Origin of the sequence: Hymenobacter jeongseonensis (assembly GCF_015694725.1) — a bacterium.
Classification (GTDB): domain Bacteria; phylum Bacteroidota; class Bacteroidia; order Cytophagales; family Hymenobacteraceae; genus Hymenobacter; species Hymenobacter jeongseonensis.
The window spans coordinates 17,789-41,008 of the sequence record NZ_JADQDQ010000011.1 but is presented as its reverse complement, the minus strand read 5'-3'; the positions used below and the strand labels follow the sequence as shown (position 1 = coordinate 41,008).

Sequence of the window (23,220 nt, the reverse complement as noted above, 5' to 3'; positions counted from 1 at the left end):
GCCCTATCGCAAGTAACACGAGAATCGTAACGAGCTATATTCCATAGCGCTAGGCGGGAGTGCGTACGGGCTTATTAGTTTTCGTCAGCAGGGCCAGCTTTTCCTCCAGCTCGCGGGCGGCCAAAGCGCACACGGTTTCTATCTTCCCAAACAGCGTATGGATGCGGGCCCGGCTTTCGTCGCTTTCCCAGTCCCCGGTGTCTTTCAAAATAAGCATCACGGCCAGGGCCTGAATGGCTTTGGCGATGTCCTCGTACTGCGGGTCGATGCCCATGGTGGCAAAGGTGGGAATGATGGAATGCGTCGCCATTTTCAAGGCAATCCAATTCTTCTCGCCGATGGCTTTTTTCATGGTTTGCACCAGCTGCGGAATCTCCTGCAGGTAGAGGCGAATCATTTCGGCCATGCGGGCCTCACTCTTGGTGATGCGTTTCAGGTAGTCAAAATTCACACAGGTGAAGGCCGTGGGTTCTTGCGCATCGGGCGTGGAGAGGTCGCTGCCCCCCAGCTTCAAAAACTTGATGATTTTGCTATAGAGCAGCTTGTCGTCGATGGGTTTGGAGATGTAGTCGTTCATGCCCACGGCCTTGCATTTGTCCACGTCCACGGTTGTCACGTCGGCCGTGAGGGCAATGATAGGGACCTTCAATTTCAACTCCTTGCGAATGCATTCGGTGGCCTCAAAGCCGTTCATCACGGGCATCTGCAAGTCCATCAGCACGATGTCGAAGGCGGTGGTGCGCAGCTTCTCCACCGCGATTTGCCCGTTGCCGGCCACTTCCATCTCAAAGCCGAAGTCCTCAAGCAGCGTCTTCATCAGCAACTGGTTGAGGGCAATGTCTTCCACCACCAACACCTTCACGTTTTTAAAGCCCGTCTCCAGGTCGATGTGCAGGCCGAGGTCGGCAGCGGCTTTTTCGGTGGTTTTCGGAAAGCTCAGGATAAAGCTGAACGTGGAGCCTTCGCCCACGCGGCTGCGCACGTTCACGGTGCCGCCCTGCGGCTCTACCAGGTTTTTCACAATGGCCAGGCCCAGGCCCGTGCCGCCGTACAGGCGGCTGGTACCGCTGGTGGCCTGCTGGAAATTGTCGAACACGGTGTCCAGCTTCGCTTCTTCAATGCCGATGCCGGTATCGGTCACGGCAAATTCCAGGATGACTTTTTCCTTGTCCTGCACCAGCAGCCGCACGCCCACGGTGATTTTGCCTTCGGTGGTAAACTTCACGGCGTTGCTCACCAGGTTCAGAATAATCTGGTGCAGGCGCACGGGGTCGCCCATCAGCACCTCCGGAATGCGGGTATCGTAGTCCATCACCAGGGCCAGGTTTTTTTCCTGAATCTTGGTTTCGAACAGGTGCACCATGGCCGTGACCGAGGCCGCGAGCTTGAAGGGAATCTGCTCGAAGGTCATCTTGCCCGCATCCACCTTAGCCAGGTCCAAAATGTCGTTGATGAGCACAATCAGCGTGTCGCCGCTGAGCTTGATGGCCGTCAGGTATTCCTGCTGTTTTTCCGTGAGCTCCGTTTTCAGCACCACCTTCGTGAAGCCGATGATGGCGTTCATGGGCGTGCGGATTTCGTGGCTCATGTTGCTCAGAAACTGCTGCTTGGCTTTCACCGCGTCTTCGGCTTTGGCCTGGGCTTCCTCGGCCAGCACGGTGGCCAGCTCGGCGGCAATTTTGGCTTCGGTAAGCTCGGTGGCAATGCGTTTCTGGTCGGTCACGTCGCGCGCTACTACCACCACGCCCAGCACCTCGCCCTCGTCGTTTTTGTACACCGAGCCGTTGAACAGCACGTCGGTCAGCTTGCCGTCTTTGTGGCGCAGGGTGAGCGGCGAATCGGCCACGGTTCCCTTGGCAAACACTTCCTGGTACACTTCGCTCGCCATCTGCGGGTCGGTGAAGTACACGAAGAAGTCGGAGCCGCTGAGCTGCTCGCGGTCCAGGCCGGTGATGTTTACCGTGGCCTGGTTCATGTCCGTGATTTTGCCTTCCGGGCTGATGGTCACCAGCGGGTCGCGGCTGGCTTCAATCAGGCCGCGGGCGTAGTTGGCAATGCGCAGTTCGGCCGCCCGCTTCACCTTCTCGTCGTTCTGAAACGCTAGCTCCTTGTTGGCCAGCACCAGTTCGGCGGCCCGTTTTTCCTTTTCGTCGTTCTGGAATGCCAGCTCAATATTGGCGATGCCAAGCTCGGCCGCGCGCTTCTCCTTCTCGTCGTTCTGGAACGCCAGCTCCGTGTTGGCAATGCTCAGTTCTTCGGCCCGTTTCTCCTTCTCGTTGTTCTGAAACGCCAGTTCTTCGTTGGCCACGCTCAATTCCTGCGCCCGCTTTTCTTTCTCGTCGTTCTGGAATGCCAGTTCTTCGTTGGCCACACTCAGCTCGGCGGCCCGCTTCTCTTTCTCGTCGTTCTGAAACGCTAGTTCCTTGTTCGCAATGCTGAGCTCGGCCGCCCGTTTTTCCTTCTCATCATTCTGAAAGGCCAACTCGGTATTGGCAATGCTTAGCTCCTGCGCCCGTTTTTCCTTCTCGTCGTTCTGAAACGCCAGCTCTTTGTTGGCGATGCTCAGCTCCTGGGCCCGCTTTTCCTTCTCGTCGTTCTGAAACGCCAGCTCCTCGTTGGCAATGCTGAGCTCGTCGGCCCGTTTTTCCTTCTCGTGGTGCTGGAAGGCAAGTTCTTTGTTGGCGATGCCCAGCTCCGTGGCCCATTTCTTTTCGGCAATTTCACGGGCCACAATGACCGCGCCCAGCAGTTCGCCGTCGTCGCCCTTGTACACCGAGCCGTCGAACAGCACCTCGGTCAGCGTGCCGTTGGTGTGGCGCAGCGTAAACGGCACGTTGCTCACGGCGCCACTTGCCACCACTTCCTGGTACACCTCCCGCACCAGTTCGGGCTCGGTGAAATAATGAAAGAAGTCCGAGCCCATCAAGGTCTCTCGGTCTACGCCCGTAATTTTCACGGCTGCCTCGTTGGTGTCGATGATGCGGCCTTGCAGGCTCACCGTAACCAGCAAGTCCTGACTGGCTTCAATCAAGCGCCGGTACCTCTTTTCACTTTCCTTCATGGCCTGCTTGGATACAAAACAAATCAGCGCTGTGCCCTTCGTACTTGGCTGATTTACATCTAAGGTAGTCCTTTTATTTCCTCGGAAAAGTTATATGCGATAACCTGGGCCGGGAATGCCAATGCAGTGCCTTATGCCAAGGCGTATAACGGCTGGCCAAATGGCTTTCGCCAGCTTGCCCAACGCCTTGGTAGAGAGAAGCGGCGGGCCGATAAAACGGAAAAGCCCCGGCGGCAAGGGCAGCCAGGGCTTTTCTGGTATCCTGAGGGCGTAGTGCCGCGAATTAGCGTTTGGCCACGCCGTCGGCCTTGGCAATTACATTGAAAGTCAAGGTAAACGTGTCGTCAATGGCTTTGTCGCCAATGCTTTCGAAAAAGGACTTGGACCGGTAGCGGATGTCATACTTTGTGCGGTCCACGGTGGCCGTGCCGCTGGCGGCCGCAATGCCGCTTTTTACTCCGATTTTGGCTGGAAAGCTCAGTGGGTTGGTTTTGCCCTTAATGGTCAGGTTGCCGGTGATGGTGGCGTTGTTGCCGCTGGCGTCGCCCTTAAGCGGCTTCACGCTCGTGATGACGAAGGTGGCCGTGGGGTTTTTCTCCACGGCAAAAAAGTCCTCCGATTTGAGGTGCCCCACCAGCTTGGCGTTGGATTCGGCGCTGGTGATGTCCTCCACCTTCATCGATGCCATGTCCACCGTGAACGTGCCGCCCACAATTTGGCTGCCTTTCACCAGCACCTGCCCGCTTTGAAACTGAATGGTGCCGTTGTGTTGGCCGGTTACTTTTTTGGCCAGCCACCCCAGCGTGCTCAGCTGCGGCTGCAAGGCATAGGGCTCGGGGGCGGGCTTGCTGGTTGTCTTGGAAGGCAGCGGTGCGGCAGGGGCTGCCAAGGTTGGCGCCGCGAGAACAGCGGCCGCGAGCAGCACGGGAAGCAGGAACTTTTTCATGGGTGCAAAAAAGAGGAGGGTACGTCGTAAGCCCACAAGTTAGCAGGAAGTAAGCAACTTATGGCCGCCCGTGCCGCTCCGGCGCTAAGCCCACTCAGGTCACTCAATAATGGGAAAGTAATAATTACTTTCGAATAATATTAACTATATAGTAATCAAATAAGGTTGCGGAAGCGTACAAGTTCAAAAAAATGCTTTACCACTCCTTGGCTACGGAAGCCCAACAACGCCGGGCGGCCGACTGGGTTCAGACCTTGACCGCCAACACCGACCCCTCGTCCCAACGCTACGAGCGCCAGCTGATGGAGCACTACCGGCTGGGCGAACTGACCATTGACGAAGTGATGAACCTGCTGGACGTCAGCCAATACCACGTCCTCTACCGCAGCCTCGCCACCCAGCCCTTCACCGAAACGCAATTGGAGGACTTGCTGGCCTCGGCGCGGCCCTTTAATGCGGCCAACCAGCTCACCGGCTTGCTGCTCTACAGCGAAGGCCGCTTTGTGCAGGTGCTCGAAGGTCCCGAGGCGGCCGTGCGGGCCCTGTACGCCCGCATTCAGCAGGACCCGCGCCACAACCACGTCGTCACCGTGAGCGAAGGCCCGGGGCCGGGGCGGCGGTTTGGCGAATGGGGCATGGCCTTCGGGCGCGTGGCCGGCCCCGCCGTGGTCCGCGCCTTCGATACGGTGCTGGCCCAGGACCCCGTGCCCGGTACTCCCACCGACAGCGCCCTTTTGCTGGCGCTGCTCCAGGCTTTTGGGGTGAAGCAGGAAACCAGAGCCGTTGCGGCGCTTCCGCAGCCCGACGAAAAATAACGCCTGTGCCTGCGGGGCAGGCTGCTTTCTGAAAATGTGCTGACGGGTACGCCCATTGCTTCTTGCGGGGCAGGGCCTACCTTCACCTGGGGGCGGCGCCGGCCTCGTCGTTGCCGCGCGTTCGTACAAGCAGCCTTATTAACACCCTTTCGATGCCGCAAGACAACAACTCCTCCGTCGGTGCCCTACAGGCCGAGAACGAAGCCTTGCGCGAGGAAATCCGGCGGCTTCGCGAAAGGCAGAGCGCCACCGCCGAGCAACAAGACCGGCAAGATTCCTACACCCAAAGCCAAGTGCGCTTCCGTACGGTGTTCGAAAATTCCCCCCTGGGCCAGAAAATTATCACGCCCGACCTGACCATCCGCCAGGTGAACCAGGCCGTGGTGACCATGCTTGGCTACGCCCGGCCCGAAGACCTCATTGGGCGCAAAATCCTCGAGTTCACCCACCCCGACCACCGCGCCGACTGGCAGGAGTTACAGAGGCGCCTGTGGGACCACCGCATGCCGCATTTCGGCCTCGAAACCTGCCTGGTGCGCGCCGACGGCTCGTCGTTCTGGTGCCAAATTACCTCGGTGTTATTCCCCGACGAAGGCGCCGAACTGGGCTACACCATCTTGGAAGACATTTCCGGACGTAAGAAACTCGAAGCCACCCTGCGGCGCCTTTACGACGCCCAAGAAACCATTCTGCAGCTGGCCACCCACGACCTCAAAGGTCCCGTGGCCCACATCGAGCTGCTCGTGGACCTGCTGCAGCGCGAAGTGGCCAGCCGCAGCGGCGAAGGGCCGCCTCCGCCCGAAATGGTGCAGTATCTGGCCCTCATCCAGACGGCTTGTGCCCAGGCAAATTCTCTGCTCGAAGACGTGCTCTACGTCGGCGACCTCGATGCGGACGCCTTGCAGAAAAAGCCGACCGACCTAAACGCCTACGCCGCCACGCGGCTCGAAGTCCACCAGTTGGCCGCCCAGACCGCCGGCGTGACCCTGGCCCTGGACCTGCCCGCCGAGGCCGTGCACGCCCGCATCCACGGCGAGAAGTTCAGCCGCGTGCTCGACAACCTGCTCAGCAACGCCATCAAGTTCACCCCGGCCGGCGGCACCATCACCCTCCGCTTGGCTCAGCCGGGTGGCAAAACCCGCTTCATCGTGCAGGATACCGGTATTGGCATTCCCAGCAAGCTGCACGCCAACCTGTTCGACAAGTTCAATCCTACCCGCCGGGCCGGCCTGCAGGGCGAAAAAACCACTGGGCTAGGCTTGTTCATTGCCCGCCAGATTGTGGAACTCCACGATGGTCATATCTGGCTAGAAAGCCGCGAGCAAAGAGGCACCAGCTTCTTCATCGAATTGCCGTAAGCTTTTTGTAAGTAGGGCTTAGCTCCTTACCGAGGGAGCGGCAATTGCTGAGTAAGCAGCCAGGTTAGCGTTGGCTGACTTGTGGTTGTTGTTTCTTGCTGCTGAGGCTGCGGGCAATTAACCACTGGTCAAAGTAGCGCCCAGTCGTGTAGAGCTGCCTTTTTGGTTCTCAGGATATTATATTGTCTATATAAACATCTCCGCGTTGGCTGCGTACTGGCAAGGGCTTAATTTTTCCCATCCCCATCCTATTTCCTTTCCCAACACCTTTCATGAAACAGACCCTTCTTTCCCTGCTTGCTGCCACTGCTTTGCTGACCAGCTGCGAAACCAAACGTTCGGAAACCAAAGACCAACTCGCCGAAGCCGGCCAGGACACCGCCGTCATGACCCGCGACGGCCAAACGGCTGCTGACATGGCCGCCGGCGCGGCCTCGTCCGTGGACAATGCCTGGGACATGACCAAGGCCAAGCTAGCCGATGTGAAGTACGAGGAAGTAACGTCGCCCAGCGTTTCTGTGCGCGGCAATGACACGTATAACGTTTACAGTGTGGACGAAACCGTACTTTTCGACACCGACAAAGCCGACATCAAGCCCGCCGCTGCCGAAGCCCTGCAGCAAATCACCGGTTCCATTGGCAAGCGCTACGCCACGGGCCCCGTGCGCGTGATGGGCTTCGCCGACTCACGCGGCGACAAAAACTACAACCGGGAACTGAGCGAGAAACGGGCCGAAGCCGTGAAAAACTACCTTGTGTCCACGGGCAAGCTCGACGCCGCCCGCGTCAGCGTTGAGCCCATGGGCGAAGCTGCCCCCGTGGCCAGCAACGCCACGGCCGCCGGCCGCCAGGAAAACCGCCGCGTCGAAATCGCCGTCCGTACCAAGTAGCCTCCAGCAGCGCTGGGCCCATTACGGCCCGTAGGTTGCCGCTTGAGTCAATAATAAAAAGAGCGCCAACTGCAGATGCAGTTGGCGCTCTTTTTATTCTCAATACAATTCACGCTGAGACTGAAAATACAAGCAGACCTACATTGACCAAAGGTTGCTGATTTTTGAATTGTACTTCAAGTAAGGAGTCAGCCTTCAACTAGCAGTTGTTATCCTCGGTAGTTGTTGCAGCACTCGCACGATGGCTTATTTGCGCGGCTTGCGTTTTAGCGCCGTGGCCACGGCTTGGTTTAGCAGGGGCTCCATCACGCGGTAGCCGGCCAGGTTGGGGTGAACCCCGTCCTCCCCGTATACCTTTTTCAGCCCTTGCTGCTCGTCGGCCATGGGGGTGTGGTAGTCGAGGTACACGCAACCGCTTTGGGCTGCGTAGGCTTTGATTTGTTGGTTCAGCGCCACGATTTTGGCGGCTGGCAACAAGCCTTTGCGCCACCAGAAGTCGGCCGCTGGCGTCACCGAGCACAGCACCACCCGAATGTTATGAAGCTGGGCCAGCTCGGTCATGGTCATGAGGTTGCTGAGGGTGACTTGCGGGTTGTAAGGGCCGCTGTTCTGGGCCACGTCGTTGGTGCCCACCAGCAGCACCACCGCAGCGGGGCGCAGGTTGATGACGTCTTGCCGGAAGCGCAGCAGGGTTTGCCCCGTCGTTTGCCCGCTGATGCCCCGGCCGATGTAGGCGTACGGCTTGCCCGCAAAAAATGCAGAATCGGCTTTGGGCCAGCCCTCCGTGATGGAATTGCCCAGCAGCACCACGCGGGGCACGCCGGGCGTGGGCGCGGGCAAGCGCAGGTTGGCCGCGGCGTAGCGCTGCAGGTTGGCCCAGTCGTTGTGCAGCAGGTACTCCTGTTGCCGGTGGTATTCGTCGTCGTCGGCTGTTTTGGGCGGCGCGGCTGCCGGCTGCTGGGCCTGCGCGGCTGCCGGCCCCAGCAGACTGCTCAGCACGAGCGCCGTAATTGCGAGGGTTTGGGGGAAGGACATCGAACGTTGTTTCACTAGGTTTCTCAGAGCACCATGGTCATGATGGAGTGGGGGGCGGCGGTGGTTTTGGCAGCCTGGCCGGCAATCCAGAGCTGAAAATCGAGCGGCTTATCGGTCTGGTTCATCACCACCACGGCCACCGTACCGTCGGGATTGCGGAAGGCCGTAGTTTGCAGCGCGTCGCGGTTGGAGGCGGCGCTGATGCGCTTGGCGCCGGGTCGGATGAACTTGGCGAAGTGGCCGATGTAGTAGTAGGCATTCGTGTAAATCAGCTTGCCGGCCTTGGTGTCGGCAATGATGGGGGCGTAGCAGAAATTGCCCACGTGGTTGGGGCCGCCGGTCTCGTCGAGCAGCACGTTCCAGTCGGTCCAGCCCACGGTGCCGGCGTTGAAGTCGCCAATCATCGACATACCGTACTTTTCGCCCAGGTCCCAGCGGTTCACCGTGGCCAGCTCGAATTTTTCCAAGCAGCCTTCGGTGAAAATCAGGTTCTTATCGGGGTAGGTTTCGTGCACGCGGCGCACGTTGTCGAAGAGCATGGCGCTGCCGGTCCAGGTTTCGTACCAGTGGTAGCCGACGCCCCACACGTACTTGGCGGCCTGGGGGTCGTCGAGCACGGCGCTGGCCCGCTGGGTCAGCAGGTCGCGGTTGTGGTCCCAGGCAATGAGCTTCTTGCCGCCTAGGCCAGCTTTGGCCAGGGTGGGGCCGAGAAAGCCCTTGATGAAGTCGCGTTCCTCTTCGCCCGTGAAAATGCAGGACTCCCACTTCTGAGTGGCCATGGGTTCATTCTGCACCGTCAGGCCCCAAATGGGAATGCCGAGCCGCTCGTACGTCTGAATAAACTTGACATAGTAGTCGGCCCACGCCTGGCGGTAGGCGGGCAGCAGCTTGCCGCCGCGCAGCATGTTGTTGCTGTCTTTCATCCAGGCCGGCGGGCTCCAGGGGCTGGCGTAGAGGGTGAGCTTGCCACCGGCGGCGGCCATGGCCTGCTTGATGAAGGGAATGCGGAACTGCTCGTCGTGCTTGACGCTGAAGGTTTTCAGGGCCTTGTCGTTGTCGGCCACGTAGGTGTAGCTGCCGCTAGAAAAGTCGGAGCTGTGGATGCTGGTTCGGGCCAGGGTGTAGCCAATGCCCTTCGTGGGGCTGTAGTAGGCCTGCAAAAATTCCTGCTGCTGGGCCTTGGGCAGCTTGGCAAAGGTCTCGGCCGACGCATCGGTGAGCGCCCCGCCGATGCCGAGCATGGTTTGAAACGAATGGCCAGGGTCGACGAACACGCAGACCTGGGTTTCGAGCGGCTGCCCGGCGGGCGCAAAGGCCAAGTCCGCGCCGGCCGAGAGGCGCTGGGTCGTGTTGGCCGCCGTGGCGTACACCTTCACCGTTTTGCCCGCCGCCGAGTAGGCTTTAAGGGGCGCTTTGGCAGGAGTCTTGGAATTCGGGGTGGGCTTTTGGGCGTGGGCGCTGCCCAGGCCAAGGGTAGCCAGCAGCGTCAGGGAGAGAAATCGAATGGACATGGGCAAGGATATGAATGGGCAAACTAACTAATTTGCCCGGCCGGGCATTCTGGGGCCGCCCGGCCGGGCTGGAAGAACGTGAACAGGCAAGTACTGGGCCTGCAGCTTGAAACGCTTAGCGGTGAATGAGAATGCGCCGTTGCAGGTAGCCTTCGCCCGTGAGCACCCGCAGCACGTACAGGCCCGGGCTGGCCGCCCCCACGGACAGGCGCAGCTGGTTGAGACCGGAATGTACGGGGATGGCGGCGGGCAAGACGACGTTCTTGCCCAAAGCATCGACCAATTGCACCTGCAGCGTTTCGGCGCCGCGGGCCGTGTAGTCAAAAGTCAACTCCTGGTCGACGCTGGTTGGGTAGACCTGCAGGCGGGCATCGGCGGCGGAACCGGCCGTAGCCAGGGCCGTGCGGGCCGCGCCCTGGTCGCTGAACCACCAGCGCTGGTTGTCGGCGCCGGTCCAATCCCACTGCTGCACGGCGGTGCCGTCGGCCAGGGAGGCGCTGGGCACGTCGAGGGCCTTGCCGCTGTACTTGCTCTGGATGCGGTAGGTGCCGTCGGTTTGCTGCTGCACCAGCCAGGCCTGGCTGTCGCCGCTGCTCCAGTCCCACTGGTGCACCAGCGCGCCGTTGGCCGTGGAAGGCCCGGCAATGTCGAGCGACTTGTTACTGTTCAGGTTCACGATGCGCACGTAGCCGCCGCCCAGGTCCAGCACGCGCCACTTCTGGTTGGCGCCGCTCACCCAGCCCCACTGTTGCACGCGGCCGCCGTTGGCCGTCGACGAAGCCGACACTTCCAGGGCTTTGCCGCTGTGCTTGGCGCTGATTTCGTAGGTGCGGCCCACGGGGATGTTACTCACGCCGGCGGGCGGCGTGCTGCCGCCCCCGTTCCACTTGTAGGTGGCCAGGGCCCCAGCCGGCAGGGTGTAGTTGAAGGACTGGCTGCCCCACTGCACCTTGAAGGTGCTGGCCCCGTTGCCGTTATTCAGCGCAATGAGGACTTTGCTGCCGTCGGGGTTGCGGAAGGCCACGGTTTCGATGCCGCCGGCGTTGGAGTTCGAGGCAATGCGCAGCGCGCCGGCGTCCACAAACTTGCTGGCGTGGCCCAGCACGTAGTACTCCACGTTTTTGGTCACGGCCCCGGTGCCGTTGTTGACGGTGACCACGCCGCGGCAGGTGGTGCAGCCGCCGTTGGTGGGGCCGTTGTTCTGGTCCAGGGCCAGGTTCCATTCCAGGGCGCACTTGGCCCAGTTGCGGGTGGTGCCGATGAGGATGTTGGAGGCGTGCCACTTCAGGTCGCCGGCAAAGTTGCCCCCGGCCGAGCCCGACACTTCCGTAAACCAGATGTCCTTGCCGGGGTAGGCGTTGTGCACCGCCGTTTGGTTGGCAATGCCCGAGGTAGGGGAGTAGCCGTGGAAGGCCGACCCGGCCGCGTACTGGGCCGCGGCCGCGTCGGCAAAAACGGCATTGGGATAATCGGGCCGGTCCCAGTTGTGGTCGTACACGATGAGCTTGGTATTGATATTGGCCGCCTGGAAGGCCGGGCCGATGTTGTTTTTCAGGAACGCGGCCTGGTTGCCGGCGTCCATGCGCATGGCCATGTAGGGCGCGGCGTACAGCGGCTCGTTCTGCAGCGTCACGGCGTATACCGGCAGGCCCTGGGCGTTGTAGGCCTGCACGTACTTCACGAAGTAGTTGGCGTAGGCCTGGTACCAGGCCGTGTTCAGCCAGCCGCCGCCGCGCAGGTTGTAGGTTTCCTTCATCCAGGCCGGGGCCGACCACGGCGAACCCATGATTTTCAGGTTGGGGTTGCGGGCGTAGGCCGCCTTCAGCATGGGCACCACATCAACCAGGTCGTTGGCAATGCTGAAGTTGACCAGGTTGGCGTCGGTCTGGCCCTGGGACCGGTCGTTGTACGTAAAGTCGCCCTGGGCCGAGAAATCGGAGCCGCCCATGGTGTGGCGCAAAAAGCCCAGCCGGATGCCGCCGCTGCCGAACAAGTCGTTGAGCAGGGCGTCGCGCTGGCTGGTGCTCATGCGGCGGTTCAGCAGGAAGGCCGAGGAACCCGTCATCGACGCGCCGAACCCGTCCATGCTCTGGTAGGTAGTGCCCTCGTTTACGGTGATGGTGGTGCCCGCTCCCGGCGCCGAAGAGCTGAAGCTGACGTTGGCCTGGGCCTGCAGCAGCTTGGACTGGTCGCCGGTGGTAATCCACACGCTCACCGGTTCATTGGCCAGCGGGGCCGCAGGCCGGGAGGCGCTCAGCGGGAGCAAGGCCAGGGTAGCGGCCAGCAGGGAGTAAAACGGTCTGGAAAGCTTTTTCATGAACTGTGGGGATTTTGGGTGAAAAGGAATTCAGAAGAAAAAAGCAGTTGGCAAACCAGACACTCTCGCGCACGCCGGGCCAGTCAACAATGAATCAGGACATTGTAGAAAACAGTAAGCAGTTTGAAAATCAGAAATAGGAAGTACTTGGGAGAGGGGAAAGCCCGAACCACTATTCGAGCCGGCCGCTCACTTGGCTTCCGCTGGGGCTACCAGATGTAGGTGCCCACTGCTCCGCCGTAGAGCGCCGTGGAAGCCATTTTGCCCTTGAACTGGATGTTGAAGGTTTGCAGGGAACTGCCGGTGTTCAGCACCACGAGTACTTTGCGGCCGTCGGGCCGCACGTAGGCCACGTTCTGTAGGTTGCCGGGCACGTTGGTGGCCACGCGCACGCTGCCGGGCCGGACAAATTTGCTGGCGTGGGCCACGGTGTAGTAGGAGGGGTTGCGCGTAACGGTATTGCCCGAAATGGTTACCGCCCCGAGGCATTCGGTGCAGCCGCCGGTGGTGTGAGGGCCGTAGCTGGCGTCGTTGGCCAGGTTCCATTCCAGCACGTTGCGGCTCCAGTTGCGCGGCGCCCCAATAATCAGGTTGTCGACGTGGTAGCGCACGTCGCTGGCAAAGGAGCCCGGGGCCTGGGTCCACTGCTCGGTGAAGTAGATATTTTTGGTGGGAAAGGCGTCGTGCACCGTGCTCAGCGCGCTGATGCTGCCGCCGTAGAGGTGAAAGGCCGAGCCATCGACATAAGGGCGGGCCGCCGGGTCGCTGAGCACCGCAATGGGGTAGTCGGGGCGGTCGGCGTTGTGGTCGTAGGCAATGATTTTGGTGCTCAGGCCGGCCGCGGCCAGGGCGGGGCCCACGTGGTTTTTGATGAATTCGGTCTGCTCGGCCGCCGACATCAGCATGCTGGGGTTATTGCCGCCGTAGAGGGGCTCGTTTTGCAGGGTGATGGCGTCAATGGGAATGCCCTCGGCCGCCATGCCCTGTAGGTATTTTACAAAATAGCGGGCGTAAGCCGCGTAGAATTCGGGCCGGAGGCTGCCGCCCACGGGGTTGTTGTTGGTCTTCATCCAGGACGGAGCGGTCCAGGGCGAGCCCATGATTTTGATGTTGGGGCTCAGGGCCAGAATTTCCTTGAGCACAGGAATGAAATGCTCGCGCTCGGGCGCTAGGCTGAACTCGTTCATGTTCACATCGGTCTGCCCGGCGGGCAGGTCGTTGTAGGTATACACCCGCTCGCTGAGGTCGGACGCTCCGATGCTTACGCGCAGGTAGCTCACGCCCAGCCAGGTGCTGTCGGTGGCAAACAACTCACGCAGCAGGGCCGCGCGCTCCGTGGCACCCATGCGGCTGAGCACTTGGGTGCTGCCGCCCGTTAGGGTGTAGCCGAACCCGTCCATGGTCTGGTAACGCTGGGTGGTATCGACGGCGATGACGGGGTTGGAGTTGGCCGCGGCCGTGAAGTTCAGGACCACGCGCTGCCGGGCAAAGAGCGACGATTTGTCGGCGTTGGTGACCCACGTCGCAATTTGGGAGGGCGCTACTGGCACCACTACCGGGGGCGTGGGGTCGGGCTTGACCTCGCTTTTTTCTTTGCAGCCCCAGGCCGTAAGCAACAGCAGCCCGCTGGCGAAAAGCCGGGTCCGAATAGGTAGAAACATAGCGCAATTCATAAAACAGAAAGTAGTGTGTGCCTCAGCCAAGAGGGCGGCGCCAACCGGCGCCGCCCCTGGCCGAAGGCCTTATTCCACCACCACGCGGTGGCGGCTCAGGTACTGGCCCACGCGCAGCGTGACCAAGTAGGAACCAGCGGCCAAGCCATGCAGGGGCGCCAGGGCCACGTCGTGGCGACCGGCGGCCTGGGTGGCGTTTACCAATGACAAAGCTTTTTGTCCCAAGCTGTTGTAAACCTCTACTGTGACGGGCTGGGCGCTCGTGGGCACCGTGTAAGCCAGGCGGCTAGTGGCGGCCAGCGGGTTGGGGTAAGCGGCCGCTTGCAGCGCAGGGGCGCTGCCGGTGCGGGTAGCCAGCACGCCGGTGCCCACCTGGTAGGTGTAGAACTGCTTGCCGGGGATGGTCGTGAAGTTAGGGTCGATGCCGAGGGCTGTCGTCTGCGTGGCAATGGAGGGCAGCACGTCGGAGTTGAAGCTCTTGAAGTCGTCGATGTAGGCCACCATCATGTTGAGGTTGCTGCCTGCGGCCGCGCCGCCAAGGGCCGCCAGCGGAATCTCAAATTCCCAGCCGGTGGTGGTATTAGCCGCCACGCTGCCCGTGGCGCTGGTTTGGAAGGCCGTCTTCGCGCCAGCAGGGTCGTTGGCGTCCGTGGTCAGGGTACCGTCTTTCCGACCTGCACCCATGCCGATTTCGTCGTAGCCGTTGGCACCCGGGGTGACAGTGTAGTCAACCCGGCTCAGGTAGATGGCATTGTTGGCGTCGAGAAAGGGCGAGGTGGTGAGGCGGAAGCCGTAATCAACGGGCATGTCCAGGGTGGGGCGCTGCCGCAGCGACTCCCGGCCCCCATTGCCGCTGTTGCTGCTGCCGGGCAGCTGGGTGTTGGCCGCGATGCCCGTCTTGTTGGGGACATCGAGGTAAAACACCATGGAGTTGTACTCGTTGATTTCGGGGGAAGCCACAATCATCACGTTGAGCGTGGTGGCCGTAGTGCCCACGTACAGAGCTTTCAGGCCGCGGTCGGGTTTGGAGTGCGTGCCAGCGAAGGTGCCCACCAGCTGGTACTTGCCGGTGCCGGTCCCGACTTCGGTGGCGGCCAAGGTGCCGTCAACGGTGAACTGAGCCTGCGCCCCGAGGGATGCGGTGGCCAGCGCCGCCATGAGGGGAAGAGTAAAAAGGTTTTTCATGGGAATTGTGGGAAAAAGGGTTGGGAAATTGAAAAATGGGAACTGCGAAATGGAATGAAATATCGTGGAAGGGGGCTACCAGACGTAGGTGCCCACGGCCCCGGCCGGTAGCGTGGTGCGCAGCTGTTTGCCTTGGTGCCGAATGCTGAAGGGCTGGGCCGTCGTGCCCTCGTTGTACACGATGACTACCCGCGAGCCGTTGGGCGTTCGAAACGCCACGTTGGGCAGCTTGCCCGGAGTGGTGGAGGCAATGCGCACGCTGCCGGGCCGCACAAACTTGCTGGCATGGGCAATGATGTAGTAGGCCGGGTTGCGCGTCACCGCGTTGCCGGCCAGCGTTATCGCGCCCAGGCACTCGGTGCAGCCGCCGGGCGTGTGCGGATTCTGTTGCGGGTCGGCGGCCAGGTTCCACTCCAGCACGGTGCGGGCCCAGTTGCGGGTGGCCCCGATGATGAGGGTTTTGGTGTGCCAAGCCAGGTCGCCGGCGAACTTGCCGGGCGCCCCAATCCACTGCTCGGTGAAGTAGACGCTTTTGTCGGGGTGGGCGTCGTGCACTTGGCTCAGCGCCTCAATGGGGCCGGCGTAGAGGTGAAAGGCCGAGCCGTCCACATACTGCCGGGCCTCCTTGTCGTTGAGGATGGTGATGGGGTAATCGGGCCGGTCGGCGTTGTGGTCGTAAACAATGATTTTGGTGTCGAGCTTCGCCGCCCGAAACGCCGGCCCCAGGCTTCGTTTGATGAATTCGGCCTGCTGCTCGGCCAGCATCAGCAGGCTGGGGTTGTTGCCGGGGTGCAGCGGTTCGTTCTGGATGGTGATGGCATCAATGCGCACGCCCTCGGCCTTCATGCCCTGGATGTACTTGATGAAATACTGCGCGTAGGCGTCGTAGAACTCCGGCTTTAGGCTGCCGCCTTTGGATTCGCCATTCGTCTTCATCCACGTGGGCGGCGACCACGGCGACCCCAGGATTTTGATGCTGGGGTTGATGGCCAGGATTTCCCTCAGCACCGGCAGCAGGTGCTCGCGGTCGGGCGCCAGGCTGAACTTGGCCAGGGTTGGGTCCGTTTCCCCCGCCGGCAAGTCGTCGTAGCTGAACACCCGGTCATCCAAGTCCGAGGCCCCGATGCTCAGGCGCAAGTAGCTCACCCCAATGTTGTTTCCTGCGGTGCCAAACAGCTCGCGCAGCAGCTTGGCCCGCTCAGTGGCACCCATGCGGTGCAGCAGCATGGCGCTGCCGCCCGTCAGGCAATACCCAAACCCGTCGATGGGCTGAAAGGTCTTTTTCTCGTCCACTTCAATGGTAAGGCCTTTCGCAGGCGCGGCACTAAAAGGCAGCTTGGCTGGCTGGAGCTGAAAGAGACGGGTTTTATCCGGCGTCGTGAGCCAAAGGGCCGCCTGGGCCGTTTTAGCTGTCGTCGCGCGGGAAGCCTTGGGCTGCGGGCGCCCGGGTTTCTGCGCTTCGGCATTGAAGGCCAGCAGCGCCAGACCTAGAAGCAATCCGCGGTGGGAGGGGAAAAGCATATGCAGTTCGAAATCAGAAAGTAGAAAGCAGAATTCGGGCCGTGGGGTACCCGAAGCTGCGCCGGCCGCAAGCCGACTGTAAGGTAGTGAAAAGCCGTTCCAGGGCAGGTACTGTTTTAGTTCCCACCTGCTTCCCTGCCCCGAAACGACCGCACCCTAGTACCCGGGATTCTGCTGAATCTGGGTATTGGTGTTCAACTCGCCCAGAGGAATGGGGAACAGTAAGTAGTTCACATCGCGCTGGCCCTGCCGCTGCTGGGCAATAAGGTCGAGCGCCGTCACGGCGTGGGCGCCGGGCTCGGCCTGGTTGTGGCGGGCGTAGCGCAGCAGGTCAAACCACCGCTCGCCTTCAAAGGCCAGCTCCAGGCGGCGCTGGCGGTCAATCTCGTTGCGCAGGGTCTGCTTGGTTGCGGCCTGGCTCGAGGTGGAAGTGAGGGCCGGGAGGCCGGCGCGCTGGCGCACCAGGTTGAGCTTGGCCAGGGCCTCGCCGCTGGGGCCGGTCAGCTCGTTGGTGGCTTCGGCGTACATCAGCAGCACGTCGGCATAGCGCAGCACGTAGTAGTTGTCGGGGCTGTTGAAGCCGTTGGGGTTGCTGGGCCACTTATACACGAAGGGGCCGTCGTCGTTGCCGGTGCCGCGGCCGCCGTCTACGTAGCTGCCGTGGTCGCGGCCGGCGTTGGTCACGCCCTGGAATTTCCAGCGCAGGTCGTTCACCGTGTCGGCGTAGGCGAGCAGCTCGGCGGTGGGAATGTTGAACTTCGGAAACGAGTAGGTGGCAGGGGGCGAAGGCAGCAGCAGGTCGGGCAAAATGTTGAAGGTGCCGCCGTCGGGGTTGCCCGCGTACTGCACTTCAAACACCGACTCGGCCTTGTTGTCGGCGGGAAACAGCGACTTGAAGCTGCCGGCCAGGGCGTAGCCGCCCCCGCCGGTGATGACCTGGTTGGCCGCCGCCTGCGCCGCGGCCCAGTTGCGCTGGGTGAGCTGCACCCGCGCCAGCAGCGCGTTCACCGAGCCCTTGCTGGCCCGCGTGGCGTTGGCGGCGGGCGTCAGGCCGTCGGCTTCGGTCAGGTCGGCCACCACCTGCTGGTATACCTGCTCCACGGTTGCCCGGGGCAGGTTGAGCACGGCCGGGTCGCCGCTTTCGGTGGGTTCGAGGCGCAGGGGCACGCCGCCGTAGAGCTTCACCAGGTTGAAGTAGGAGAGGGCGCGCAGGAAGCGGGCTTCGCCGAGAATGGAGTTCTTGCGGGCCTCGGACATCTGCAGGGCGGGCACGTACTTGAGCACGGCGTTGGCCCGGTTGATGGCGATGTAGGCTTCGCGGTAAACGTTGTTGACTTGGCTGGTGGTCGAGGTCCAGGCAATTTTGTCCATGGCGGCCACGTCGCCGTTGGTGCTCGAGCAGTTGTCGGAGGGCATCTCGCCCACCACGTTGAGGTCCTGGGCGTAGGCGCCCGTGCCCTGAATGCCGTCGTAGGCGGCCGTGAGGGCGGCTTCGGCGTCGTCGGCGGTTTGAAAGAAGTTGGCCGGCGAAATGCTGGGCAGCGGGTCCTTGTCGAGCACGTTGCAGCTCGCGAGCAGGGCCAACGCAAAAAGGGAAGTTGTGAGCTTTTTCATGGGAAGGAGAAGGCTAGGCGCGGAGCTTAAAAGGAAGCGTTGAGGCCCACCGTATAGGTGCGTGCCTGCGGGTACACGCCGAAGTCGCGGCCCAGGCCCGTGGTGGAGAAGGGGTCGGAACTAACCTCGGGGTCGTAGCCAGAATAATCGGTCCAGGTAATGAGGTTTTGGCCGGTCACGTACAGGCGCAGGCTGCTGATGGCCGCGCGCTTGGACAGCGAAGTAGGCACGTTGTAGGCCAGGGTCACGTTTTTCAGGCGCACGTAGGAGCCGTCTTCCAGGAAGCGGTCCGAGTAGCGGGCGTTCTGGTTGGGGTCGTTGCGGACGGCCCGGGGCACGTTGGTGTTGGTATTAGTCGGGGTCCAGCGGTCGAGCACGGTCGTCAGCTGGTTCAGCGGGTCGCGCATGCCCTCAATGGTCTCGCGGTTCTGATTGTAGATGTCGTTGCCGAAGCTGCCCTGGAAGAAAACGCTCAATTCCAGTCCTTTGAAACCAAAAGTGTTGGTGACACCGGCCACCGCTTTGGGGTTGGGGTTGCCGATAACCGTGCGGTCCTCGTCGTTGATAATCTTGTCGTTGTTCAGGTCGCGGAAGCGGATGTCGCCGGGAGAAGCGTTGTCCTGCTTGGCTGCCTGCGAAATTTCGTCCTGCGACTGGAAGATGCCCTGCACCTGGTAGCCGTAGAACACGCCCAGGGGCTGGCCCACCAGTGTGAAGCCGTTGCCGCTGCCCAGGCGGCGGTCCACCTGCTCACCGGTTTCGTCAATTACTTTGCCCAGGTCGAGCACCTTGTTGCGGTTCATCGACACGTTGAAGTTGGTCGACCAGGTGAAGGCCTCCGCGGCACTGCCTTTTACATTGATGGTGTTCAGGCCCAGTTCAAAGCCCCGGTTCTGCACGGTGCCCACGTTCTGGAGAATTTCCAGGCTTTGGGCGCCGGTGCTCAACGGAATGCTTACCAGCGTGAGCAGGTCTTCGGTGCGCTTGTGGTAGGCGTCCAGCGTCAGGGTAAGGCGGTCACCGAGCAGGCCCAGGTCCACGCCGGCATTATACTGGTAAGTGGTTTCCCACTTCACGTCGGCGTTGCCGATGCTGGAAGGGGCAATGCCGGGTAGCACGGTGCTGCCGGTGCCGGGGTAGCTGAAGCCCACGGCGTACAGCGGAAAGCGCTGGTAGGTGTAGAATTCCTGGTTGCCGTTGGCGCCGAAGCTAGCGCGCAGCTTCAGCTCCGATACGGCCTGGATTTTAGGAAAAAACGGTTCCTGTGAGATGCGCCAGCCTGCGCTCACGGCCGGGAAGTAGCCAAACTTCTGGCCTTCGGCGAAGCGGCTCGAGCCGTCGGCGCGCATGCTCACCGTGGCCAGGTAGCGGCCGTCGTAGTTGTAGATGGCCCGGCCGAAGAAGCTGAGCAGGCCCCACTGGTCCTGGTAGCTGCTGGGCTTGGTGAACACCGACACGCCCGAGAGGTAGGGTACGCCGTTGGACGGGTAGCCCGAGCCAGAGGCGCTCGACGTGAAGCGGTCCGACTCCTGCATGGACTCGCCGGCCAGCAGCGTCAGGTTGTGCTTGTCGCCCAGGTCGGGGTTGTAAGTCAACGTGTTTTCCTGCAGCCAGATAACCTGCTGGTTGGTGCCGGTGCGGCCGCTGCCGCGGGTTTCGGGCTGCGAAGTCGAGGTGCCCGGGTAGTCGCGGGTGATAAACTCGTTCTCAATCTGGCTCCGGAAATCGATGCCGATGGAGCTGCGCAGGGACAAGTTTTTCAAAATATCGAGCTCACCGTACACGTTGCCGATAACCTGATAGATGTTGGCCTTGTTGCTGGTCTCTAGCAGGTTGCCCACGGGGTTGTCGAAGTTCTGGAAGGGGTTGGTGCCGTAGGTGCCGTCGGCTTTGCGCACGGGCACGGTGGGCGCCTGGGCCAAGGCCCCGAGCACGGTGCCCGAGTTGCCAATGCCTTTTTCGCTGCGTACGCTGCCGTTGGTCATCGTGCGGCTCAGGTTGAGCGTGGTGCCGGCCCGGAAGCGCTGGCCGAGCTGCTGGTCCAGGTTTACTTTGAAGTTGAAGCGGTCAAAGCCGGAGTTCAGGCTGATGCCGTCCTGCTTGAAGTAGCCGCCGGACAGGTAGTAGCGGGTTTTGTCGGTGCCGCCGCTCACGTTGAGCTGGTAGTTCTGAATCGCCGCCGAGCGGTAGATTTCGTCCTGCCAGTCGGTGTCGGCGGGCAGGTTGTTGAGGTCGGGGTAGCCCGGGGCCAAGCCGGCGTTGGTCTGCGCCTCGTTGAAGTATTCGGCAAACTGGCGGCCGTTGAGCAGGTCCAGCTTCTTGCGCAGGGTCTGGCGGCCGTAGTAGGTGCTGAAGCCCACCGTGGCCGTGCCCACCTTGCCGCGCTTGGTGGTGATAACCACCACGCCGTTGGAAGCGCGCACGCCGTAAATGGCCGCGCCCGCGCCGTCCTTCAGGATGGTAATATCCTCGATGTCGTTGGGATTGAGTGCGTTCAGCGGGTTGGGGCGCTGGTTGCCCACGGCCAGCTCCTGGTCGTAAGTAGGCAGAATGGGAATGCCGTCGATAACGTACAGCGGCGAGGCGTTCAAACTCACCGTGCTGTTGCCCCGGATGCGGACGTTGATGCCCGCGCCGGGCGCGCCCGAAGGTGCCGTCACCTGCACGCCGGCCGCCTGCCCTTGCAGGGCTTGGTCGAAGCCGGCAACGGGCTGCCGCTCGATGGCCCGGGCGTTTACCGAAGTCACGGCCGTGGTCAGTTCTTGGCGGTTCTGGGTGCCGTAGCCTACCACTACCACTTCGTTCAGGGCTTGCTGGTCGTCGACCATGCGAATGGCCAGGCTGCTGGTGGCCCCGGTCACGGGTACTTCCTGCCGCACAAAACCCACCGAGCTGAATATGAGCACGCTGTTTTCGGGCACGCTCAGCGAAAAGCTGCCGTCGGCTCCGGTAGAGGTGCCGATGCTGGTGCCCTTGACGAGCACCGTCACGCCGGGCAGGCCTTCGCCGTTGGCCTGGGTTACGCGGCCGGATACCGGCACGTCCTGGGCAATGGGCAGGCCGGTGCCGGCGTTGGTGGTGGTAGCCGTAGCTGGAGCGTTGCTGGTTACGATGAAGTAATCCTCGCGCAGCTTCTTGAAGCCCAGGTCGGCTGCGGGCAGCACGGCGCTCAGCCGGGTTTCGAGGGTGGCCACGCCCGTGGGCTGCGGCACGCGCTTGTTGCCGACGAGGTTGCTTTCGTAGAAGATGGTGACGTGGTAGTCGCTTTCCCACTGCTTGAGCAGGGCTTTGAGCGACACCGTTTCCGCCAGGACGGGGGCGGGGGCCGTGCTAGCCGGGGTTTGGAGGCGCTGAGCCGAAGCCAGCAGTTGGGCCGTAGCGGGCACGTGCAGGGCGCCCAACAGCAGAACTCCCGCAGCGAGCCCGGCCGGTCGGGCGTAGCGACTGCCCTTAGGGGTAAGGTTGTTCATAACGATTTACTTAGAAGGGTTGGTGGGATGGGAAGCAGTTTGGTCGGATAAGGTGAGGCGGTTGCCCGCGCGGGTGGCCTTGAGGTGGAAGGCTTCCTCCAGGGCCAGGAGCAGCACGTCTAGGTCGCGCACCGCAATGGTGCCCGTCACTTTGCGCTGGTTGAGTTCGGGGCTTTCTACCACCACCTCAATGCCGTAGGTGTCCTGGAGGCGGGTTGCCATTTCGGCAATGGTGGTTTCGTCGAGAACCAGGCGGGCGTCTTTCCAGGCGGCGTAGGGGGCCGTGCGCACGGTTTTGTGCACCACGGCGGCGGGCTGGGCGTCGCGCGTTTCCACCAGCTCGCCGGGCTTCATGATGACGTCGGCCACCGCCGGATTGTCGAAGTTCACCCGCACTTTGCCCGACAGCAGCACCACCCGGGCCTGGTCGCGGCGCCGGTTCACGGTGAACTTGGTGCCGAGCACCTCCACGCTAAAGCCGGCCTGGGTGTGCACCACGAAGCGCTGGTGGTTGGGCTGGTGCTGCACCGAAAAATACCCTTCGCCGTCCAGCCACACTTCGCGGGGTTTATCGGCCGCCCATTGGGTGGCGTAGCGCAGCTTGGAGTGGCCGTTAAGGATTACTTCCGAGCCGTCGGGCAGCCGGATGGTTTGGGTTTGGCCGTAGTTGGTGGCTGCCTCTACCGGGGCCGCGGTGCGCTGGGAATACAGGAGCCAGCCGCTGCCGGCCACCGTGCCCGCCACGGCGGCGGCGGCGGCCCAGCGCCGCCACAGGGGGCTGGGCTGCGGCACGAGCAAGCGCGGCTGGCCAAAGTCCAAGCGCTGGTGCAGGCTGCTGAGCATGGCTTCGTAGTTGGGCTCGTCGGGGTGGCCGGCGGGTGCGGGTGCCGTTGTCAAGCCATCCCACTGCCGGCGCATCCATTCGAGCGCCTGGGCCTGGGTGGCCGCATTGGTAAGCCACTCGCGCACGGCCGCCGCTTCGGTGCCGGAAGCGTTGCCTTGGCTGTAGCGGGCCAGAATTTCTTCGGTAATCGGTGTTTGCATGTAGTTCAAAAAGGGAATGGGAATGAACAGAGGCGCTTGCCGGGTTTTCCTGGCCAGGGAAAAGTCGTGCGTTCCGTTCATTTTTTGCAAACGATTGGGCAATGTGTCGCAATCGTTTGCAGTACTACACCGCAAGCGCACTTCCCCCTTACTCTCCCTCGAAATTATTTTTAAGGCGTGCCTACGGCCAGCAGCAGCAGTAAGCTCAGTACTTCACTGCCGTGGGCCCGAAAGAAAGCACGCAAGAATTTGAGCGACTGCATTATCTGCGTCTCAACGGTCTTCACCGACAGGTTGAGCTGCTGGGCAATTTCCGGGTAGGTGAGGCCCTGCTGCCGACTCAAAATAAATATCTGCCGCCGCTTGGGGGGCATTCTGTCCAGTGCCGCCAGATATAGTGCCTCCATCTCCGAAAACTCCGCGCTGTTGGTGGCCACGCCGGGAACCAGAGTGGCCAAATGCGTTTGGAAGCGCAGATGGTGCTGGTTGCGACGCAGTTGGTTGAGAATGGCGTGGTGGGCTATGGTAAACAGGTAGCCCTTGAGCGGCACATCGGCGCGCAGCTCGTGCCGCTTCTCCCAAATTTTAAGAAAGCAGTCCTGCACGGTTTCCTCCGCCTCTACCCGTGACTTGAGGTAGCTGTAGGCAAACCGATAAACCAAGGCACTGTAATAACGAAACAACGCATCGAACGCACGCTCGTCGTCCAGCTTCAACTGCCGGATGCAGTCTAGTTCTGAAAAATCACGCGCTATTTTCAAGGTTTCCGGTTTTAGGTAG

The 23,220-nt window shown here is 61.8% G+C and carries 15 protein-coding genes; 3 read left to right on the top strand and 12 right to left on the bottom strand.

The window, feature by feature from the left end; translation table 11 throughout:
- Positions 1–49: 49 nt before the first annotated feature.
- The gene (locus I2I05_RS18060) at positions 50–3,061 is read right to left on the bottom strand and encodes a PAS domain S-box protein (protein ID WP_230688411.1); all 3,012 of its coding nucleotides are present in this window, start codon (positions 3,059–3,061) and stop codon (positions 50–52) included.
- Positions 3,062–3,344: 283 nt separating this feature from the next.
- Positions 3,345–4,007: a YceI family protein gene (locus tag I2I05_RS18055; RefSeq protein ID WP_196283652.1), complete on the bottom strand. Its 663-nt coding sequence runs from the start codon at positions 4,005–4,007 to the stop codon at positions 3,345–3,347.
- Between the two features lie 191 nt (positions 4,008–4,198).
- Between I2I05_RS18055 and I2I05_RS18050 the strand changes: the two genes are divergently transcribed.
- From I2I05_RS18050 to I2I05_RS18040, 3 genes are all read left to right on the top strand, one after another.
- The gene (locus tag I2I05_RS18050) at positions 4,199–4,822 is read left to right on the top strand and encodes a BLUF domain-containing protein (protein WP_230688410.1); all 624 of its coding nucleotides are present in this window, start codon (positions 4,199–4,201) and stop codon (positions 4,820–4,822) included.
- Between the two features lie 152 nt (positions 4,823–4,974).
- Complete coding sequence (locus I2I05_RS18045; RefSeq protein WP_196283651.1) at positions 4,975–6,180, top strand: PAS domain-containing sensor histidine kinase; 1,206 nt, start codon at positions 4,975–4,977, stop codon at positions 6,178–6,180.
- 272 nt (positions 6,181–6,452) lie between these two features.
- Positions 6,453–7,070, top strand: a complete 618-nt coding sequence (locus tag I2I05_RS18040) for an OmpA family protein (protein ID WP_196283650.1) — start codon at positions 6,453–6,455, stop codon at positions 7,068–7,070.
- A 246-nt stretch (positions 7,071–7,316) separates the two neighbouring features.
- On the opposite strand, the gene I2I05_RS18035 is transcribed toward I2I05_RS18040, so the two are convergent.
- The 10 genes from I2I05_RS18035 to I2I05_RS17990 form a co-directional block, all read right to left on the bottom strand.
- Positions 7,317–8,105, bottom strand: coding sequence for an SGNH/GDSL hydrolase family protein (locus I2I05_RS18035; protein ID WP_196283649.1), 789 nt, complete (start codon positions 8,103–8,105; stop codon positions 7,317–7,319).
- A 23-nt stretch (positions 8,106–8,128) separates the two neighbouring features.
- Complete coding sequence (locus I2I05_RS18030) at positions 8,129–9,616, bottom strand: glycoside hydrolase family 30 protein (protein ID WP_196283648.1); 1,488 nt, start codon at positions 9,614–9,616, stop codon at positions 8,129–8,131.
- A 115-nt stretch (positions 9,617–9,731) separates the two neighbouring features.
- Positions 9,732–11,933 carry an RICIN domain-containing protein gene (locus tag I2I05_RS18025; protein WP_196283647.1) on the bottom strand — a complete coding sequence of 734 codons (2,202 nt, stop codon included), beginning with the start codon at positions 11,931–11,933 and terminating at the stop codon, positions 9,732–9,734.
- A gap of 209 nt (positions 11,934–12,142) precedes the next feature.
- A complete protein-coding gene (locus I2I05_RS18020; protein ID WP_196283646.1) occupies positions 12,143–13,594 on the bottom strand; it encodes a glycoside hydrolase family 30 protein in 1,452 nt (483 codons plus the stop codon).
- 81 nt (positions 13,595–13,675) lie between these two features.
- Positions 13,676–14,791: a T9SS type A sorting domain-containing protein gene (locus tag I2I05_RS18015; RefSeq protein ID WP_196283645.1), complete on the bottom strand. Its 1,116-nt coding sequence runs from the start codon at positions 14,789–14,791 to the stop codon at positions 13,676–13,678.
- Between the two features lie 75 nt (positions 14,792–14,866).
- Positions 14,867–16,312 (bottom strand): glycoside hydrolase family 30 protein, encoded by a 1,446-nt coding sequence (locus I2I05_RS18010; protein WP_196283644.1) that lies wholly within the window; start codon positions 16,310–16,312, stop codon positions 14,867–14,869.
- A 156-nt stretch (positions 16,313–16,468) separates the two neighbouring features.
- On the bottom strand, positions 16,469–17,926 hold the full coding sequence (locus I2I05_RS18005) for a RagB/SusD family nutrient uptake outer membrane protein (RefSeq protein WP_196283643.1): 1,458 nt from the start codon (positions 17,924–17,926) through the stop codon (positions 16,469–16,471).
- Between the two features lie 26 nt (positions 17,927–17,952).
- Complete coding sequence (locus tag I2I05_RS18000) at positions 17,953–21,396, bottom strand: SusC/RagA family TonB-linked outer membrane protein (protein WP_196283642.1); 3,444 nt, start codon at positions 21,394–21,396, stop codon at positions 17,953–17,955.
- A 6-nt stretch (positions 21,397–21,402) separates the two neighbouring features.
- Entirely contained in the window at positions 21,403–22,440 is a 1,038-nt protein-coding gene (locus tag I2I05_RS17995) for a FecR family protein (RefSeq protein WP_196283641.1), read from the bottom strand.
- A 170-nt stretch (positions 22,441–22,610) separates the two neighbouring features.
- A complete protein-coding gene (locus tag I2I05_RS17990) occupies positions 22,611–23,201 on the bottom strand; it encodes an RNA polymerase sigma-70 factor (protein WP_196283640.1) in 591 nt (196 codons plus the stop codon).
- Positions 23,202–23,220: the final 19 nt, after the last annotated feature.

Bases quoted from the DNA above. Each gene is read 5' to 3' on its own strand.
- I2I05_RS18060 (WP_230688411.1), bottom strand. From the start codon at position 3,061: ATGAAGGAAAGTGAAAAGAGGTACCGGCGCTTGATTGAAGCCAGTCAG.
- I2I05_RS18055 (WP_196283652.1), bottom strand. From the start codon at position 4,007: ATGAAAAAGTTCCTGCTTCCCGTGCTGCTCGCGGCCGCTGTTCTCGCG.
- I2I05_RS18050 (WP_230688410.1), top strand. From the start codon at position 4,199: ATGCTTTACCACTCCTTGGCTACGGAAGCCCAACAACGCCGGGCGGCC.
- I2I05_RS18045 (WP_196283651.1), top strand. From the start codon at position 4,975: ATGCCGCAAGACAACAACTCCTCCGTCGGTGCCCTACAGGCCGAGAAC.
- I2I05_RS18040 (WP_196283650.1), top strand. From the start codon at position 6,453: ATGAAACAGACCCTTCTTTCCCTGCTTGCTGCCACTGCTTTGCTGACC.
- I2I05_RS18035 (WP_196283649.1), bottom strand. From the start codon at position 8,105: ATGTCCTTCCCCCAAACCCTCGCAATTACGGCGCTCGTGCTGAGCAGT.
- I2I05_RS18030 (WP_196283648.1), bottom strand. From the start codon at position 9,616: ATGTCCATTCGATTTCTCTCCCTGACGCTGCTGGCTACCCTTGGCCTG.
- I2I05_RS18025 (WP_196283647.1), bottom strand. From the start codon at position 11,933: ATGAAAAAGCTTTCCAGACCGTTTTACTCCCTGCTGGCCGCTACCCTG.
- I2I05_RS18020 (WP_196283646.1), bottom strand. From the start codon at position 13,594: ATGTTTCTACCTATTCGGACCCGGCTTTTCGCCAGCGGGCTGCTGTTG.
- I2I05_RS18015 (WP_196283645.1), bottom strand. From the start codon at position 14,791: ATGAAAAACCTTTTTACTCTTCCCCTCATGGCGGCGCTGGCCACCGCA.
- I2I05_RS18010 (WP_196283644.1), bottom strand. From the start codon at position 16,312: ATGCTTTTCCCCTCCCACCGCGGATTGCTTCTAGGTCTGGCGCTGCTG.
- I2I05_RS18005 (WP_196283643.1), bottom strand. From the start codon at position 17,926: ATGAAAAAGCTCACAACTTCCCTTTTTGCGTTGGCCCTGCTCGCGAGC.
- I2I05_RS18000 (WP_196283642.1), bottom strand. From the start codon at position 21,396: ATGAACAACCTTACCCCTAAGGGCAGTCGCTACGCCCGACCGGCCGGG.
- I2I05_RS17995 (WP_196283641.1), bottom strand. From the start codon at position 22,440: ATGCAAACACCGATTACCGAAGAAATTCTGGCCCGCTACAGCCAAGGC.